Consider the following 17,037-nt stretch of genomic DNA (forward strand, 5'->3'; position numbering starts at 1 on the left):
GGAGGGTATCGGCATCAGAAGCCTTCCTCGACCTGAGCCGTGACCAGGATCAGCGTTGTCACGCGTTCGGTGGCCGCGCTGTCCTGGCCGCCGGCCGCCAGCGGCAGGCCGGGTGCCAGGCGCTGGCGGTCATGCTGATCCTGGCTACGGTCAAAGCCGGACACGATGACAGGCTGCCCCGGGCGCAGTTCGATCTGCTGCACGGTGCCGTTGCCGTCCACGGTGATCTGCTGCACCTGGACCTGGTTGCCGCGCTCGCCGAAGGTGACGGTCTTCAGAGGCTGGGCCACGGCGTTGTCGTAGGCGATGGACAGCAGGATCTGGCCATCTTCCTGGATGTCCGGCACCAGGGTCAGGAACGAGCCGACCGTTTCCTCTTTCTGGCTAATGGACACCGCCGGCAGCGAACTGTTGGCCCCGTTCGCCGCGGCCCCCGGCACGGCCGTGCTCTGCACCCGATCGATGTATGAGAACGTGGTGCGCACGGCGTGGGTAACGGGCCGGCGGTTCAGGGTGAGGACCGGAACGCGGCTATGCCGCACGACCGCGCCGCTGGCGCTGAGCGCGGACACGATGGCCTTCGAGGCATCGAACGGCCCTCGCCCCGCGGCGATCTCGAATGCGCCGGATGCCGCCGCCGCCGTCGCCGGCATCGCCAGCCGCGCAGCGCCGCCCGCCGCCGCGTAGACCGCATTCCAGTCGATGCCACCCGAGGCTGCGTTACGGGAGATCACCGTTATTTCCTCGAACACCAGCCTGACCCGCCGCGTCAATGCCTTGTTCTCGCGATCAAGATAGCGGCCCACCCGCTCCAGGGCTTCCGGCGTATCGGTGATGACCAGCGCGGTTTCGCCCTCGACCGCGTCGGCGATGACTCCGGAACGAGTCAGGAAGGCCTGGGCATGGGCACGCAAAATCGCCAGCGCCTTGTGCTCGCCGCCGGACAGGGCCGTACTGGAGGTATTTTCAAAACCCTCGGCTTCGGCGCGGCCCGCGCGGCCAAGGCGAACGTCGACCTTGCTGGCCAGCGACAAGGCACGCAGATCAAAGACCCGGGTGTCGGTACGGTAGAACTCCAGCGCGTTGTGCTCGTAGCGCCAATGCACCGAGTAGCGCGCCGCCACGGCGTCCAGCAAATCGGCCAACGGCTGCGCACCAGCCCGAACCTCGAAGCGCTGCGCCGCAGGCTCGGCCAATGCGCTGTTGACGGCCAGGCGCGGCAGGAACAGTTCGAGCGGCAGCAGCGCTTCCGGTTTGACGCGCACCGGCATGCCCGTGGCGGCTGCGAGCCGCTGCGCCAGCGTGGACAGGTCGGCGTCATCGGCCAATAACAAGGTGGTCTGCACGTTTTCGCGCAAGGCGGGCGGCAGCGAAACTTCGCGTGCCAATGGCTGCGGTTTGCCGGCAAGCCACGGGGTGGCGACCTCCTGGGCGGCCTGGCGGGCATTGCGGTCGGTCAGGCTGTCGGCGAATGCCCGATGGCGCGCGGCGGCATTCGCCTGTTTGCTGTCCGAGGCACGGCGCAGGTCAGCGACCTGCTGAGTCACGGCACAGCCGGCGAGCTGGGCGCATAGCGCGAGAGCAATGGCGTGGCGATGCTTCATGCCGCCCCCGGGGTCGCGGCCAAACGGGTGCAGGACTGCGCCAGCGGCACCACGCGCAGCACCCGATTGCCGTAGAAGCACGGTTGCAGCGGCTTGTCCGCCAGCTCGGTCGCGCCGAGCAAGCCGCGCACCGCGGATTTGAAATCACCCGGGAAGTCCGCCGTGGCAGCCAGTGGAATATCGACATCCACAGCCCAATGCTGCGGCTGGAAGGTCCACCCGGCCAGCCCTGCCCAGCGGGCCAGCACGGCACGCAGCGTGGCATCGGGCGGGGCTGCGCGAAACAGCGGCGTGGACGCTGCCTGCGTGACGGCCAACGGGGTTGCAGCGGACGGCGGGTTGACCACGCCGGGCTCGCGCAGCGGCGCCGGCGACCCCACGCCGGCCTGTCCGGCGGGCGTGGCCGCTACGGCTGTCGAAGCGACTGCGGATTCGAGAGGTGCGGCGTCCTGCCCGCGCTGCGCCCGCGCCGCCAATCTGCCGCCGCGAAACGACAGCGCGCGCCACGCGCCAGCCAGCACCACATAAGGCTCACGGCGCACATAAGGCAAGGCGCGCTCGCCGTCGGGACCAACGCCGAAAATGGCCGGCAAGGCCTGGCCCGGGGCGAACTGCAGCCAGGTCTCGCGGCCGTCGTCGAACACCTGCATGGGCGCGACAGCCGGATCGCCGGACAGTTGCCAATCAAAGCGAAAGCCCTGCGCAGCCGGGCCGGACGCCTGCCACGATGCATTGGCAGCCCCCTTGGCCAAGGGTATGGCGCAACCGGCCAGGCCAGACAGGCCCGCCGCCAGAAAGAGTATTCGAACCATGCTTCACCGCAAGCAAAAGGCGAACCGGAAGTGGATCGCGGTGAAGAGATGGTGGAGGAAGGCCCGGCATCGCAACAGACTGGCATGTACGGACGGCTAGGAATGTCGCCCCCCACGCCGCGCGCTACGCGCTTGCTGCCCCCCCGAGGGGGGCTTCTTTCCCTTGGGACGGCCCGGCGGGAAAGAACGCCCCCCACGCCGCGCGCTGCGCGCTTGCAGCCCCCCCGAGGGGGGGCTTCTTTCCCTTGGGACGGCCCGGCGGGAAAGAACGCCCCCCACGCCGCGCGCTACGCGCTTGCTGCCCCCCCGAGGGGGGCTTCTTTCCCTTGGGACGGCCCGGCGGGAAAGAACGCCCCCCACGCCGCGCGCTGCGCGCTTGCTGCCCCCCAAAGGAAAAGAATTCGCACAATAAAAAAGCCCGGTTCGAGAACCGGGCTTTCGGACCTTGCGGGCCGTGCGGCGCTTAGCGTTGCGTTGCGATGGTGCGGGCCTGGTTGGCGGCGTTGTTCAGGGCCGAGACCGGCGGGGTCTTGCCTTCGAACGCGTCGTTCAGTTGTTGGTTGAACACGGGCTCGATACGCTCGTAGTTAGCCATGCGGAAACCGCGGCTGTTGGTGGCCGGGCGGGTGCTCATGGACGCCACGACGGCTTGGGCGCCGGGGATGCTCTTGTAGAACGACACGTCGGACGCGCGGAACGCGGCTTCGGTCAGCGGCAGGTAGCCGGTGCGCTGGTGCCATTCCGCCGCGATGACGGGCTTGGACAGCCAGGCCAGGAACTGCGCGGTGGCCTTTTCTTCGGCTTGCGGACGGCCTTCAAGCGCCCACAGCGCCGAACCGCTCACGAACGGCTGGCCGCCGGTCTGGGTGGCCTGGTCGTAGTAAGGCAGCGGCGACACACCGAACGAGAGTCCCTTGGTGTTCAGGAACTGGCCGAACGAGCCCGAGTTGCCAGTCAAGACCGCGCATTCGCCCTTGGCGAAGAGCTTGTCGGCGCTGTTGTCGGCGGTGTGGGCCATGAACAGCAGCGACCGCTTCCAGCTGACCATCAGCGAAATATGGCGCATGTAGAGCGTGTCGAACTGCATCGCAGGCGCCGCGCTCTTCTTGGTGACGGCATCCAGGCCGTTGTTGTTGCTGGTGAACTGCTGGTTGTTCACAGGCGCCAGGTTTTCCAGATGGATGGACACCTGGTCGCTGGACGCGTAGGGACAATCGATGTCGGCCACGTCGCGCAGCTTGAGCAGTTCGGCCTGCAGGCCGGTCCAGGTGCGGGCGGGCTTGTTGGGATCGAGGCCGGCCTTCTTGTAGGCGGCGGTGTTGTAGAACATCACCGGCACTTCGGCCATCCAGGGGAAGGCCAGCAGGCGGCCCTTACCGTCGCGGATGAAGCTGCTGGTGGCCGGCACGAACCAGTTCAGGTCCTTGACGGGGTACTTGGCCAGCAATTCGTACATCGGCAGGATGGCCTTGTGATCGGCCACGACTTCCGGCGAATGGTTGTCGTTCAGCTGCACCAGGTTCGGGGCCTTCTTGGCCTTGACCGCGGCCGAGGCTTCCTGCTGCAGCGCAGCCTGGGAATCGAAGCCGCGCAAGGTCACTTTGACCTGGTCCTGCTCTTTGTTGTACTGCTTGGCCAGCTTTTCGAATTCGGCCTTGTTCGCGTCCGGCAGCGTGTGCCAGACCTGGATTTCGACGGGTGCGGCATTGGCCGCGCCCGCTACCGCCATGGCGGCGCCAAACACCCATGCGCGCCGGCTGGCGAACATCGCGCGGGCAACGCCCGCCAATTGCAATTTCTTCATAGGTTCATAGACCAAGAAAAGGGAATTCCGGTTCTGGACGCTTGCCGCTCAGGAAGTCGGCCAAAGCCCGGCCCGAGCCAACGCCCATCGTCCAGCCGAGAGTACCGTGTCCGGTATTGATATACAAATTGGGGATACGGCTGCGGCCGACGATAGGCACGTTCGAGGGGGTGGACGGGCGCAAGCCCGACCAATAACTGACGCGCTCGAAATCGAGCGCGTCGGGAAAGAGTTCGCGGGCAAGCCGGGTCATGGCTTCGCAGCGGCCGGTGTTCAGGCCGCGCGAATAGCCGGACAGTTCGGCGGTGCCCGCCATGCGCAGGCGGTCGCCCAGGCGCGAAAACACGACTTTGTGGCTGCTGTCCGTCAGGCTGACCATGGGTGCGGCGTCGGCCTTGACGACCGGGAAGGTCGCAGAATAGCCCTTGGCCGGATAGACGTTGCAGGGAATGCCCAAGGGCCTGAGCAGCGACGGGCTGAAACTGCCCATCGCGACGACATAGGCGTCAGCCGCGAGGGTGCCGTAGCGGCCGTCGGGTTCGATCAGTTCGACGCCCTGCACCGTGCCGCCCTGGGTGATCAGGCGCGTGACGCGGGTGCTGTAGCGGAACTCGACGCCAGCCTGCGCGCAGCGCTCGGCCAGGGCGACGGTGAACAGATGGACGTCGCCGCTTTCGTCTTCGGGCGTGAAATCGCCGCCGACGATGGTGTTGCGATGCGGCGCCAGGGCCGGTTCAATGGCGATGACTTCATCGGTGGACACCACGCGTCGTTCAACGCCAAAGTCGCGCATCAGGCCGGCGGCGCGCTGCGAGTTTTCGAACTCGTGCGGATCGCGGTAGAAATTGAGGATGCCGCGCTCGAGGTGGTCGTATTCGATGCCCAGCTCGGCACGCATGCCGCGCAGCGTGGCGCGGCTGTATTCGGCCATGCGGACCATGGCGCGGATGTTCGGCGCCAGGCGGCCGGGCAGGCATTCGCGCAGGAAGGCCAGGCCCCACATCCATTGCCGCCAGTCCAGTTGCGGACGGAACAGCAGCGGAGCGTCGTCCTGGAACATCCATTTGAGCAGTTTCAGGGGCGCTTGCGGGTTGGCCCAAGGTTCGGCATAGGACACGGAGATCTGCGCGCCGTTGGCGAGGCTGGTCTCCTGGGCGGGGCCGGTGCAGCGGTCGATGACCACGACGTCGTGGCCTGCCTGGCTAAGCCACCAGGCGCTGGAGATTCCGATGATGCCGCTACCCAATACCGCTACTTTCATGCCCGCATTGCTCCTTGCGTACCCACTGGGTCCGCGGACACGATGTCCGCGCCCCGCGGCAAGCCGCTGCCAAGGTGACATCGCAGTTTACCCCGACGCCCCGCCCTCGCCTACGACTGAAAACATCAAAAAAAGGGGCGGAATCCATCAGCCTGGAACAGGCTGCCGGTTCGCCCCTTTTGGGATCGATCGTAGTCCCGGAAAGATCAGGACGCGGCTTTCGCCAGATCGGCTTCGGACGTGAAGGCGTCCGCATAGAACTCCTCGGGCGGCAGGCCGCGCTGGGCGCTGAACTCGCGCCGGGCGGCGTCGACCATCGGCAGCGCGCCGCAAGCATAGACCTGGTAGCCCGACATGTCGGCGATGTCGTGCAGGACGGCTTCGTGCACGAAGCCATCGCGGCCGGTCCAGTTGTCTTCCTGCAGCGCGTTGGACACGACCGGCACGTAGCGGAAATCGGGCAGCGCCTCGGTCCACGATTGCGCCAGCGCGTCCATGTACAGGTCGCGCGGACGGCGGCCGCCCCAGTACAGCGCCACCGGACGGCGGATGTTCTTGTGGATCATGTGTTCGACGATGGCCTTGACGGGCGCAAAGCCGGTGCCGCTGGCCAGCAGGATGATGGGTTTGTCGCTGTCTTCGCGCAGGAAGAACGAGCCGAACGGGCCTTCCAGGCGCAGGATTTCGCGCTCTTTCATCTGTGTGTCGCCGGCGCCGAACACATGATCGGTGAACAGCCCGCCCGGCATGTGGCGGATGTGCAGTTCTAGCGGGCTGCCGGTATGCGGCGCGCCGGCCATGGAATAGCTGCGGCGGCGGCCATCCTTGAGGATGACTTCGATGTATTGGCCGGCGTAGTAGCGGAACTGCTCGGAAGCCGGCAGTTGCAGCTTGAGCACGGTGACGTCGGGCGCCGCGCGCTCCATCGTCTGCACGCGCGACGGCAACTTGCGGATCTGGATGTCGCTGGCCAGGCGGACCTCGGTGGATTCGACCACCATGTCGGACTCGGGCCGGGCCTGACAGAACAGGGTATAGCCGTCGGCCAGCTCCTCGGGCGACAGGATCTGCGCGGGATACTGGCCGGCGTCGAACTCCCCGGACACCACTTTGCCCTTGCAAGTGGAGCAGGCGCCGTTGCGGCAGCTATAGGGCAGCACGATACCCGCGGCCAGGGCGCCGTCGAGTACGGTCTGGCCGGGCTCGACCGGGAATTGATGCTTGCTGGGTTGAATGATGACCTGGAAGCTCATGATGAAACGTATCGGGGTTGACGGAGCGCCCTGCGGCGCTACGCCCGGCCCGGCCTCAGGCCGGGAACTTGCGGATTTCCTTGACGCGGTTGGCGTCATCGACCAGCACGACCTGCGGTTTGTGCGTGGCGGAGGCTTCTTCGGACATCGGCCCGTAGGTGCAGATGATCATCAGATCGCCGACCTGGGCACGGCGCGCTGCGGCGCCGTTCAAGGAAATGATGCCGCTGCCGCGGGCTGCCTTGATGATGTAGGTGTCGAAGCGTTCGCCGTTATTGATGTTGTAGAGCTCGATGCGTTCGAACTCGCGCATGCCGGCAGCGTCCAGCAGGTCTTCGTCGATGCCGCAAGAGCCTTCGTAGTGAAGATCGGCTTCGGTGACCGTGACGCGGTGCAGCTTTGCCCGCAGCATGATGCGTTGCATGATAGAAATATCCTGGTTTCGCGTACCGGCGCGCGAAGTGATGCAATGAATGCGAATACGCCTGCGGACGGCTATCCGCCGCGGGCCTTGAACCGCGCGGCACCCGGTTCTGCCGTCGGAAGCCGGTATTCTATAATTTTTGCCGCCACAGGACGGCTCGTGGCCACGCCTGCCGCCACTTGGCGGCATTTGCCATCCGAAACGGCGGCATTGGCCATCGCCAACAGGCGCCGCAATCCGGGGACGCCCCCTTTACCGCGAATCCGCCGGCTGGATGCGCCACGCGCCGGCGAGCGCTAGAAATCCAGTTCGATCTCGACCCCGTCACCCACTTTCAGGCGCGCGCCGGCGGGTGCGTCGACGATGGCATTCTGGCCGAACACCACCCCGATATCCAGATTGCGGTAACCCGCCAGCGTGCGTCCCGGCTCGTCATGCTGCACGGCCGTGCGCTGGTCGATATCGGGAATCGAGCAGCGGGTGCACGGTTTGACGAACGCCATGCTGACCGGCCCGGCCGTGATCATGGCGGTATGGTCTTCCTCGAAGGCCTCCCATTCGCCTTGCACGACGATATTGGGCCGGAAACGGTCCATCGGCACGGGCGCCACGCCCTTGGCTTGCAGGCGGGCGTTCAGGTCGTCCAGCGACGCCTGGTTGGCCACCAGCAGCGGGAAGCCGTCGGCAAAACCGAAGAAATGGTCGCCATCGAACGTGTCCGCCAGGTCGGGATGCGCTCCGACCCACCGGCCTACCCATTCGGGCTTGGCCGGCCGCGCCGCGGCTGCGTCCACCTTGTACAGGCGGCAAGGCGTCTTGAGGAAGTCCGAGCACCACTGGGCCGCCCCCTCGCTTTCGCGGCGGGCGTCGATGAAGTCCTTCCAGACCCCCACCGATTCCACGCCTGGCTGCAGCTGGGAACCGTCCAGCGGCACGTCCAGGTCAGACATGCCGGGCGCCGACAGGCGCAGCGCGCCGGGCGTGAGCGCCGTACGGATCAGCGCCATCGCGGGCCATTGGCGCTGCGTCATGAACTGGCCGTCGGCCCCGATGATCATCCAGCGGCGGTCGTTCGCCAGCCCGGCCCGGTCCACGGGGGACTCGGTCAAGTCGATACCGGCACAGGATTTGATCGGGTAGATATGCAGACTGAGGATGCGGGCGGACATGGCGGTCGATGCGGGGGTGGAAAAGAGCGGGAAAGCATAGCGGATGGACGAAAAAAAGCCCAGGCGAAGCTGGGCTGGGATAGCGCCCCCCGGCCGCCGGGCTGCCCCACGGCGGGGAAGCCCCTTGGCAGCAGCAGGCTGCGTAGCGCGCGGCGGGCGGGCTTGCCTTCTAGCCCACTAGTTTCAGCGCATCCAGCGGCGTCACCGCCTTGAATGCCTTGCGCGTGGCAATATGTTCGGGACGCGGGTTCAGGCCGTACTTGGGCGTATCCAGCGTGTTTTCCATGCTGTTGTAGACCATGAACACGTTCGACCGCGGCCACGGCGAGATGTTGCTGTTCGAGCCGTGCATGGTGTTGCAGTCGAAAAACACCACCGAGCCCGCTTTCGCGGTCATCGAGCGGATGCCGCCCTGCTCCACCAGCAGTTGCAGGCTGACCGGATCCGGCACGCCGTATTCCTGCTTTTTCAGCGACTGCTTGTAGTGCTCGTTGGGCGTCTCGCCCACGCACGAAATGAACTGGCGGTGAGAACCGGGCACCAGCATCAGCGGCCCGTTGCAGTCATTGTTCTCGGTGAGCAGCACCGAGCAGCTCAGCGCGCGCATCGACGGCATGCCGTCTTCCACGTGCCAGGTCTCGAAATCCGAGTGCCAGTAGAACTCCTTGCCCTTGAAGCCAGGTTTCATGTTGGCGCGGGACTGGTGAATATAGACTTCGGACCCCAGGATCTGGCGCGCCACATTGACCAGCCGCGGATCCCGCACCAGGCGCGCCAGCACGGGATTCAGCACATGCACCATGAAAATGGAGCGCACCGCGTTGCTGCCGGGCTCGGTGATCGATTCCTCGCGGCGGATGATCGACGGGTCGCGCGTCATGCGCTCGACTTCGGCCGACAGCGCGCGCACTTCGGCTTCCGAGAACAGGTCTTCGAGCAGCAGGAAGCCATCGCGCTCGTACGAGCCGATCTGCTCGCCGCTCAGCGCGTTGGCGTAGCTGCCTTCGCCATAGACGACGGGGTCCTGGCGGGAAATGATGGCGGAACTTCGATCCGTACGGGAGGCGTACGGATCCTGTGCAGGTGAGATCATGCGAACCTCCTTGTATCAGGCCGCTTTGGCTTGGGCTTCAGGCAAGGCGTAGACGCCTTCTTTGTCGTGCACTTCCTGGCCCGTCAGCGGCGGGTTGAACACGCAGATGACGCGCAGCGGCTCCTTACCGCCGCACAGCCAGTGCTCGTCATGCTCGTTCAAGGCATAGACCACGCCCGGCCCCAGCGCGTATTTCTTGCCGTCGGCGATGGTCTCGATGGAACCGTCGCCTTCAATGCACCACACCGCTTCCAGATGGTTCTTGTAGTGGATATGGGTGCGGCCGCCGGGAAAAATGGTGGTCTCGTGGAAGGAAAATCCCATGCCGTCCTTTTTCAGCAGCACGCGGCGGCTGACCCAGGTATCGGTGCGGACTTCGTCGGCGGTGCCGATCACATCTTTGACATTGCGTACGATCATTGACGTTTTCCTCCAAATTTCAGAATGCGGGCGGACTGCCCTTCTTCGGCCAGCGCGTCGGCCACGCTGGCCTCGATCACGTCCAGGCCCTTGGTCAGCAGCTCTTCCTCGATGGTCAGGGCCGGCAACAGCTTGAGCACCTCGTCGTGCGCCCCCGACGTTTCGATGACCACGCCACGCTTGAACGCGTTGGCGGCGATGCGGTTGGCCAGCGCCGGCGTGCCGCTGCAGACCAGCCCCTGGATCAGGCCGCGGCCGCGCACCGACAGGCCGGCGTTGGGATAGCTATGCACCAGGTTTTCCAGCCAGTCCCGCACCAGGCGTTCCTTGCGCTGGATTTCCGCGGTGAACGCGGTGTTGGTCCAGTAGGTCTCCAGCGCCTGCGTCGCGGTGACAAAGGCCAGGTTGTTGCCGCGGAAGGTGCCACTGTGGGCGCCCGGCTTCCAGATATCCAGCTCGGGCTTCATCAGCACCAGCGACATCGGCAAGCCAAAGCCCGACAGCGACTTGGATAGCGTGATGATGTCGGGGCGGATGCCAGCGGCCTCGAAGCTGAAGAACGTGCCGGTGCGGCCGCAACCGACCTGGATGTCATCCACGATCAGCAACATGTCGTGGCGCTTGCACAGCTTGTCCAGCTCTTTGAGCCAGCGCAGGGTGGCCACGTTCACGCCGCCTTCGCCCTGTACCGTTTCCACGATGACGGCGGCGGGCTTGTCCATGCCGCTGCTGGGATCTTCCAGCATACGTTCCAGGTAGGCCATGGTGTCCACGTCCGGCCCGAAGTAGCCGTCATAGGGCATGAACGTGGTGTTGGCCAGCGGATAGCCGGATGCATCGCGGAACTTCATGTTGGCAGTCACCGCCAGCGAGCCGCCGCTGACGCCGTGAAAGCCGTGCGTGAAGGAAATCACATTGGGACGCCCTTTCACCTGGCGCGCGATCTTCAGCGCCGCCTCGACCGCATTGGTGCCCGTGGGGCCGGTGAATTGCAGGGTGTACTGCCAGTTGCGCGGCTTGAGCAGCACGCGATCGACGGTCTCGAGAAAGCGCTTCTTGGCGCTGGTGGCCATGTCCAGGCCGTGCACCACGCCATCGGACTGCACGTATTCCAGCAGCTTTTCCTTCAGCACCGGATTGTTGTGACCGTAATTCAAGGTGCCGGCGCCGCTGAAGAAATCGATGTATTCGCCGCCGTCCTCGTCGACCAGCGTCGACCCCCTGGCCTGGCTGAAGATCACGGGAAACGACCGGATATAGCCCCGTACCTCCGACTCCATCCGGTCAAAGATTTTCAAGTCCATGTGATTAATCCTCCCTTTCATCTCATAAGTTGACAGACGGCCAGAGCCCCTCCGCATGCGCGCCAGGCGCATCCGGATCCGCACGACCATCCCGGTTTTCGATAAATCCCGTCGTGACCCCGCCTTACGGCGCGGGCAAGGTGAACGGGCCTATCCTCAACAACATCTCGTCGTCATGGTCCGCGCCGCCGAACAGTTGCCGATCGAAGAACGGCTGCTCGGAAACATGGGCGCCCAGCTCGCCGGCCAGGCCGGCGAAGGTGCGGCGCGATGCCTGGTTGTCAGGCGCCACCGTGGTTTCAAGATGACGAACATGTTCGAGCCCCTCGCGTCGCAAGAGGTCCCGAAGCATGGCGCGGCCTAACCGTTGGCCGCGTGCGCGGGTGTGCACGGCGACCTGCCAGACGAACAACACGTCGGGCCTGTCGACAAGCACGTAAGCGGAGATAAATCCATCGATGCGTCCTCCGGCGCTTTCGGCCAGGACGCAGGTGCCGCGGTTGTGCTCGCACAGGAGCAGGTACGCGTAGAGGGAATTCAGATCGAGTGGCGGGCACTCGGAGATAAGCTGGTGGATCGCGGCGCCGTCCTTGCGGCGGGGCTCACGCAAGAGATGCGTTTTGCTGCCCGCCGCCGGCGCCACGGCACTTGAGTTCGTTGGGTCGATCAGTTCGTCTTTTCTCATACAACCAGTCCCGATTCGGGAGGCGCCCCGCCGGTGGGCACCTCGAGGATGGGCGACGACACGTCGCCTTGCGTATCCGTGGCGACCTCGCTTTCTTCTTCCATCAGCGCCACGATGCGTTCGAGCGACAGCGTGATGGTGGCCTGCTCCAGTTCGGGCAGCGCATTGAGCGCGTCGGCCAAGTGCTTTTGCAGCGGCGACGGCGCCTGCTGGGCCAATTCGCGGCCGGCGTCGGTGGCCGTCACGAAAACGATGCGGCGGTCTTCGCGGCCGCGCTCGCGGCGGATCAGGCCCTTGTCTTCCAGGCGGTCCAGGATGCCGACCACCGTGCTGGGGCTGACATGGATTTCGCGGCTGATCGCGGTCGCCGTCAACGGGCCGTTCGCGATGACCGTGCGCAGGCACATGAGCTGCGGCGCCGTGATATGGCTGACCGCGGACAGCTGGCGCGAATGCAACGCAATGGATCGCGTGATTCGGCGCAGTGCCCGCAAAATGCGCAGGTCGTACTGCTGCGAGGGGTCGGTTACGGTCTGTTTATTCATGACTGAATTAGTTCAGCTAAATTGATTTCTATACGAATGATATGGGTGACCTATCCCTGTGTCAAACCCGATCACCGGCCATTTTGTAATCATTTCCGCGCTATTTACGGCGATGTTCCCAAGGGCACCCCAGGGGGGCATCGACGTTACGATCTGTCAGGATTGTCGTACCATTCGAAAATAGAACATCTGTTTTTTACTCAAATAAAGATGTAGCATTTGTTTTATACCGTTCTCGTCCGCCCTCCCTATCGTGATTGCCTCCCTGCAAGAACACCTGCGCGAACTCACCGCCGGGCTGCCCGCCGAAATGCAGCGCGCGGCGCGCTGGGTGCTGGCCAACCCCGCGCAGGTCGGCCTGTGGTCGATGCGCCGGCAGGCGCAGGCCGTGGGCGTTTCCCCCGCCACCATGCTCCGGCTGGCCCGCGCCGCCGGCCATGACAGCTACGAAGCCTTCCGCGCCCCCTTCCAGCGCGCGCTGGCCGGCGCGTCCGACGCCAGCCTGCGCGACCGCGCGGCGCGCCTGCAGGCCTCGCACGCGGCGCAATCCGGCGGTCACGGCCACGACACGCTCACGCAATTGCAGACCGCGGCCATGGCATCGGTGTGGCAGGCCAACGACCCGGCCGCGTTCGACGCGGCCGTCGACGCGCTGCTGACCGCGCGCCAGGTCGGCTTCCTGGGCACGCGCTCGGCGTTCGGCATCGCCTTCCAGATGCGGTATGCCTATCACCTGCTGCGCCGCAACGGCATCCTGATCGACGGGCTGGGCGGCGCCTCGGCCGAAGACGCCGACAGCCTGCAGCAAGGCGATGCGCTGGTGGTCGTCTCGCAAGCCCCCTACCCCGCGGCCACCGTCAAGCTGACCCGCCAGATCGCCGACCGCGGCGTCACGGTGCTGGCGCTGACCGACAGCGCCGCCAATCCCGTAGCGCAGGCGGCGGACCATGTGCTGCGGTTTACCCGCCCCGACGATCCGCCCGCCGCCTCCGCCGGCGCCGAGACCTCGGCGCAGCGCGGCCCCGGGTCGTTCTTTCACAGCACCGCGGGCCTCTTGGGCCTGGCCGAACACCTGATCGCGCGCCTGGCGGCTCGCGGCGGCGATGAAATGCTGCAGCGCCTGGCCGAGATCGAGAGCCGGTTGCAGGCGGACGGCGCCTATTGGCGCGAACCCCCGCGCAAACGCAGCCGCGCATCGTCATCTGAATGAGGTTGTGGCTTGCCCCCCCCGATTGCCCCCGCTTGTCCCGCCCTTCTGACTGAATCACTGCCCTCGCGGCGCCCCTTCTGTTTTCCATGCTTTTGGAGACCCCAGCCATGACCAGCACCCGCGTTCTACATCGTTCCCTGCGCAGCACGCCGCCCGTGGCCGTGCGCGGTCAGGGCGTCTGGCTTTACGACCGGGACGGACGTGCCTATCTGGATGGCTCGGGCGGCGCCGCGGTCTCTTGCCTGGGGCATAACCATCCCGACGTGCAGGCCGCGATGCATGCGCAGATCGACGCGCTGGCCTACGCCCACACCAGTTTTTTCACGACCGAGCCGGCCGAGGAACTGGCCGCGATGCTGGTCGACGACGCGCCGGCAGGCACCTCGCACGCCTACTTCGTGTCGGGCGGCTCGGAAGCCATCGAAGCCGCGCTGAAGATGGCCCGGCAGTACTACGTTGAAATCGGCCAGCCGCAGCGCCGCCACATCGTGGCGCGGCGCCAGAGCTATCACGGCAACACGCTGGGCGCGCTGGCCGTGGGCGGCAACGCCTGGCGCCGCGCGCAATTCGCGCCGCTGCTGATCGACGTGGAACACGTGTCGCCCTGCTACGCCTATCGCGACCAGCGCGCCGGCGAAACCGGCGACCAGTACGCGGAGCGGCTGGCGCAGGAACTGGAGCAGACCTTTGAACGGCTGGGCGCGGATACCGTGATGGCGTTCGTGGCCGAGCCCGTGGTGGGCGCCACGTCCGGCGCCGTCACGGCCGTGCCCGGGTATTTCCGCCGCATCCGCGAGGTCTGCGACCGCCACGGTGTGCTGCTGATCGCCGACGAAGTGATGTGCGGCATGGGCCGCACCGGCACGCTGTACGCTGTCGAACAGGAAGGCGTGACGCCCGATTTGATCACCATCGCCAAGGGTCTGGGCGGCGGCTATCAGCCGATTGGCGCGGTCATGGCGCAGGAACGCATCGTGCAGGCGATCCTGCAAGGCAGCGGCTTCTTCCAGCACGGCCACACCTATCTGGGTCACGCCACCGCCTGCGCGGCGTCGCTGGCGGTGCAGAAAGTGATCCGGCGCGACGACCTGCTGGCGCGCGTGCGCGCCCAGGGCGACGGCCTGCGCCAGCGGCTGCAACAGGCGCTGGGCGACCATCCCCATGTGGGCGACATCCGTGGGCGCGGGCTGTTCATGGGCGTGGAACTGGTGAGCGACCGCGCCAGCAAGGCGACGTTCGACCCGGCCCTGTCGCTACATGCCCGCATCAAGCGCGAGTCGATGGCGCGTGGCCTGATGGTCTACCCCATGGGCGGCACCATCGATGGCCGCCAGGGTGATCACGTGCTGCTGGCCCCGCCCTTTATCATCTCGGATGACGAACTGGACCAGTTGACCGAACGCCTGGCCGGCGCGATTGATGCCGCCATCGCCGACGCCGCGCGCTGATGCGAAACCGATGGCCAGCTTGATCGCCGGCCATCGACCTGACTGCCGGGCAGGCGGCTCGCCGCCCCCGATGGCCCAGGCAGACTCAGCCGTCCGGATGGCGCTCCGCCGGCACACGGCGCCAGGCCGGCCAGGCGCCGACGGTCAGGGCCCGCAGGAACCATTCGACCGGGCCGTAGGCATAGCGGCCCAGCCACCATGCCGACACGGGCAACTGCACCAGGAACAGCGCCACGGCGATCAACAACGCCGCCCCCGGCGACACGCTGCCGGACAGCCGCAGCCCCCAGGCGGTGAAGATCCATGCGCACACCACCGACTGCATCAGATAGTTGGTCAGGGCCATGCGGCCCGCCGGCGCCAGCCGCCCGGCCAGCCAGGCGCCCGGCCGCGTGCGCATCGCCAGCAGTAACGCCGCGGCGTACGACATGCTGAGCAAGGGCGCCGTCAGAAGATCCAACGCCAGCCCGGACAGCTCCCAGCCCCGGGATACCGTTGCCAGGGACGAGGTCGCGTAAGCGGCGGACCCCGCCAGGCCCGGCACCGCGCCCAGTGCGCAAAGCGCCCACAGCACGCGCGGCTGACGCCAAGGGTCGGCCAGCGCCTGGTGCCGTCCCAAGGCGTAGCCCGCCAGGAACATCGCAAACACGAACGGCCCTTGCACCAGGACGATGACACCCCAGATGCGGCTGGTCAGCTCGTACCAGTGCTGAGCAATGGTCGTCGCGATCGTGCCGCGGTAAGCGCCGATGGCGGCCTGCGCTTCGGTCGCATACTGGCTCAATTCGTCCGCGGTGGGGGGATCCGACAGTCCCAGGACACCCAGCACGCCCCAGGCCAGCGACACGAGCACCGTCACACTCAAGGCGATGCGCAACGCACGGCGGGAATCCATGTTCCGGCAAAGCAACAATACGCCGCCCAGCAAGGCATAGGTCAGCAGGATGTCGCCCTGATAGAACAGCAAGGCATGCGCCAGCCCAAGCACGGCCAACCCCGCCAGCCGCCGCAGAAAGCGTGGCTCGAAGGCGCTGCCGCTACGTTCCGCCGCGGCCATCTGCAAGGTGAAGCTATAACCGAACAGAAACGAGAAGAGCAGATAGAACTTGGTTTCGAACAGCCACGCGATCAGCCAGCCGACCACCGCATCCCGAGGCCGTGAAAAAACGGGATCGGCAATGCCGGTGCCGTAGAACGGTGACGCGAACACGCCGATGTTGACGACCAGGATGCCGAACAGCGCGAACCCGCGCAGCGCGTCGACCTGGGCCAGGCGCCGCGGCGCCGCCTGCGTGCCGGCCAGCGATTGCGGCGCGTCCTGCCCGGGCACCGCCTGCGGAGACAAAACCGGCGGCGTCTGTTGGATGGAGCTCATGCGCGGCCTCCGGCCAGATCGTTCCCAGGCAAGACGGGCGGCAGGCAGCCCTGCAGCGCGGCATCGAGCAGCCGGCTGCCCGCGGCGGCGTCGAACCGGGGGTCGACCACCGAACGGCTGTAGATGCCGTCGAGCAGCAACAGCAGCAAGTCCGCCATTTCCGCCAGGGGCCGCGGCAGCGCAGCGGGCGGCGTCTCGCGCCACACGGCCGCCAGCAGCGCATACAACGCCGCCTTGCGTTCGCTTTCATTGGCCATGACCAGCGCATGGACCCGCGGGTTGCGCACCGCCTCGGCCAGCACCTCCATGCCCAGCCGCACGAAGCCCGGATCCTGGTACTGCGCCAGGTTGTCGCCGACCCAGCCCGTCAGGGCCGCGCGCGCATCGGGCGCAGCGCCGGCGGTCTGCTGGCGTTCGCGCAGGGCCTCGGTATCCGACGCGATCAGCGCCTCGATGATCTCGGCCTTGCTGGCGTAGTAGTGGAACAGGTTGCCGGGGCTCATCGACGCGCGGGCGCAGATCTGGGCGGTGGAAGTGGCATGGAAGCCGTTTTCGGTGAAGCATTCCGCGGCCGCGGCCAAAATCTGGCGGCGGCGCTCGTATTGCTTGGCGGGATCGACTTTTCGCATG

Annotated in this window: 16 protein-coding genes; 2 read left to right on the top strand and 14 right to left on the bottom strand. The window is 66.3% G+C overall.

Annotation, left to right across the window (positions count from 1 at the left end; genetic code table 11):
• Window positions 1-14: 14 nt before the first annotated feature.
• From A9974_RS07125 to A9974_RS07180, 12 genes are all read right to left on the bottom strand, one after another.
• Window positions 15-1,604: a hypothetical protein gene (locus A9974_RS07125; RefSeq protein ID WP_183003423.1), complete on the bottom strand. Its 1,590-nt coding sequence runs from the start codon at window positions 1,602-1,604 to the stop codon at window positions 15-17.
• Complete coding sequence (locus A9974_RS07130) at window positions 1,601-2,416, bottom strand: TcpQ domain-containing protein (protein WP_183003424.1); 816 nt, start codon at window positions 2,414-2,416, stop codon at window positions 1,601-1,603. The genes A9974_RS07125 and A9974_RS07130 overlap by 4 nt, the downstream gene beginning before the upstream one ends.
• Window positions 2,417-2,879: 463 nt before the next feature.
• Window positions 2,880-4,220 carry an extracellular solute-binding protein gene (locus A9974_RS07135; RefSeq protein WP_183003425.1) on the bottom strand — a complete coding sequence of 447 codons (1,341 nt, stop codon included), beginning with the start codon at window positions 4,218-4,220 and terminating at the stop codon, window positions 2,880-2,882.
• A 4-nt stretch (window positions 4,221-4,224) separates the two neighbouring features.
• Window positions 4,225-5,481, bottom strand: a complete 1,257-nt coding sequence (locus A9974_RS07140; RefSeq protein WP_183003426.1) for a D-amino acid dehydrogenase — start codon at window positions 5,479-5,481, stop codon at window positions 4,225-4,227.
• Window positions 5,482-5,687: 206 nt separating this feature from the next.
• Entirely contained in the window at window positions 5,688-6,734 is a 1,047-nt protein-coding gene (locus tag A9974_RS07145; protein WP_183003427.1) for a CDP-6-deoxy-delta-3,4-glucoseen reductase, read from the bottom strand.
• A gap of 55 nt (window positions 6,735-6,789) precedes the next feature.
• Entirely contained in the window at window positions 6,790-7,158 is a 369-nt protein-coding gene (gene panD, locus A9974_RS07150) for an aspartate 1-decarboxylase (protein WP_183003428.1), read from the bottom strand.
• 296 nt (window positions 7,159-7,454) lie between these two features.
• On the bottom strand, window positions 7,455-8,327 hold the full coding sequence (locus A9974_RS07155; protein ID WP_183003429.1) for an MOSC domain-containing protein: 873 nt from the start codon (window positions 8,325-8,327) through the stop codon (window positions 7,455-7,457).
• A gap of 169 nt (window positions 8,328-8,496) precedes the next feature.
• Entirely contained in the window at window positions 8,497-9,420 is a 924-nt protein-coding gene (gene thpD, locus A9974_RS07160; protein WP_183003430.1) for an ectoine hydroxylase, read from the bottom strand.
• Between the two features lie 15 nt (window positions 9,421-9,435).
• Window positions 9,436-9,840, bottom strand: a complete 405-nt coding sequence (locus A9974_RS07165; RefSeq protein ID WP_183003431.1) for an ectoine synthase — start codon at window positions 9,838-9,840, stop codon at window positions 9,436-9,438.
• Window positions 9,837-11,144 carry a diaminobutyrate--2-oxoglutarate transaminase gene (ectB, locus tag A9974_RS07170; protein ID WP_183003432.1) on the bottom strand — a complete coding sequence of 436 codons (1,308 nt, stop codon included), beginning with the start codon at window positions 11,142-11,144 and terminating at the stop codon, window positions 9,837-9,839. Before ectB ends, A9974_RS07165 begins: the two co-directional genes overlap by 4 nt.
• Window positions 11,145-11,268: 124 nt before the next feature.
• Entirely contained in the window at window positions 11,269-11,829 is a 561-nt protein-coding gene (gene ectA, locus A9974_RS07175) for a diaminobutyrate acetyltransferase (RefSeq protein WP_183003433.1), read from the bottom strand.
• Window positions 11,826-12,374: a MarR family winged helix-turn-helix transcriptional regulator gene (locus A9974_RS07180; RefSeq protein WP_183003434.1), complete on the bottom strand. Its 549-nt coding sequence runs from the start codon at window positions 12,372-12,374 to the stop codon at window positions 11,826-11,828. Before A9974_RS07180 ends, ectA begins: the two co-directional genes overlap by 4 nt.
• 253 nt (window positions 12,375-12,627) lie before the next feature.
• Between A9974_RS07180 and A9974_RS07185 the strand changes: the two genes are divergently transcribed.
• Window positions 12,628-13,584, top strand: a complete 957-nt coding sequence (locus A9974_RS07185) for a MurR/RpiR family transcriptional regulator (protein WP_370539586.1) — start codon at window positions 12,628-12,630, stop codon at window positions 13,582-13,584.
• Window positions 13,585-13,691: 107 nt separating this feature from the next.
• Window positions 13,692-15,032: an aspartate aminotransferase family protein gene (locus A9974_RS07190; RefSeq protein WP_183003435.1), complete on the top strand. Its 1,341-nt coding sequence runs from the start codon at window positions 13,692-13,694 to the stop codon at window positions 15,030-15,032.
• Between the two features lie 85 nt (window positions 15,033-15,117).
• Here the strand turns inward: A9974_RS07190 and A9974_RS07195 are convergent, their stop codons facing one another.
• Window positions 15,118-16,407, bottom strand: a complete 1,290-nt coding sequence (locus tag A9974_RS07195; protein WP_183003436.1) for a DUF418 domain-containing protein — start codon at window positions 16,405-16,407, stop codon at window positions 15,118-15,120.
• A complete protein-coding gene (locus tag A9974_RS07200; RefSeq protein ID WP_183003437.1) occupies window positions 16,404-17,036 on the bottom strand; it encodes a TetR/AcrR family transcriptional regulator in 633 nt (210 codons plus the stop codon). The genes A9974_RS07195 and A9974_RS07200 overlap by 4 nt, the downstream gene beginning before the upstream one ends.
• Between the last annotated feature and the right edge of the window lies 1 nt (window position 17,037).

The organism is Achromobacter sp. UMC71 (assembly GCF_014170305.1).
In the GTDB taxonomy this organism is placed as follows: domain Bacteria; phylum Pseudomonadota; class Gammaproteobacteria; order Burkholderiales; family Burkholderiaceae_B; genus Achromobacter.

Excerpts from the sequence above, each read along its gene's own strand:
- A9974_RS07125 (WP_183003423.1), bottom strand. The coding sequence starts at position 1,604 with ATGAAGCATCGCCACGCCATTGCTCTCGCGCTATGCGCCCAGCTCGCC.
- A9974_RS07130 (WP_183003424.1), bottom strand. The coding sequence starts at position 2,416 with ATGGTTCGAATACTCTTTCTGGCGGCGGGCCTGTCTGGCCTGGCCGGT.
- A9974_RS07135 (WP_183003425.1), bottom strand. The coding sequence starts at position 4,220 with ATGAAGAAATTGCAATTGGCGGGCGTTGCCCGCGCGATGTTCGCCAGC.
- A9974_RS07140 (WP_183003426.1), bottom strand. The coding sequence starts at position 5,481 with ATGAAAGTAGCGGTATTGGGTAGCGGCATCATCGGAATCTCCAGCGCC.
- A9974_RS07145 (WP_183003427.1), bottom strand. The coding sequence starts at position 6,734 with ATGAGCTTCCAGGTCATCATTCAACCCAGCAAGCATCAATTCCCGGTC.
- panD (WP_183003428.1), bottom strand. The coding sequence starts at position 7,158 with ATGCAACGCATCATGCTGCGGGCAAAGCTGCACCGCGTCACGGTCACC.
- A9974_RS07155 (WP_183003429.1), bottom strand. The coding sequence starts at position 8,327 with ATGTCCGCCCGCATCCTCAGTCTGCATATCTACCCGATCAAATCCTGT.
- thpD (WP_183003430.1), bottom strand. The coding sequence starts at position 9,420 with ATGATCTCACCTGCACAGGATCCGTACGCCTCCCGTACGGATCGAAGT.
- A9974_RS07165 (WP_183003431.1), bottom strand. The coding sequence starts at position 9,840 with ATGATCGTACGCAATGTCAAAGATGTGATCGGCACCGCCGACGAAGTC.
- ectB (WP_183003432.1), bottom strand. The coding sequence starts at position 11,144 with ATGGACTTGAAAATCTTTGACCGGATGGAGTCGGAGGTACGGGGCTAT.
- ectA (WP_183003433.1), bottom strand. The coding sequence starts at position 11,829 with ATGAGAAAAGACGAACTGATCGACCCAACGAACTCAAGTGCCGTGGCG.
- A9974_RS07180 (WP_183003434.1), bottom strand. The coding sequence starts at position 12,374 with ATGAATAAACAGACCGTAACCGACCCCTCGCAGCAGTACGACCTGCGC.
- A9974_RS07190 (WP_183003435.1), top strand. The coding sequence starts at position 13,692 with ATGACCAGCACCCGCGTTCTACATCGTTCCCTGCGCAGCACGCCGCCC.
- A9974_RS07195 (WP_183003436.1), bottom strand. The coding sequence starts at position 16,407 with ATGAGCTCCATCCAACAGACGCCGCCGGTTTTGTCTCCGCAGGCGGTG.
- A9974_RS07200 (WP_183003437.1), bottom strand. The coding sequence starts at position 17,036 with ATGCGAAAAGTCGATCCCGCCAAGCAATACGAGCGCCGCCGCCAGATT.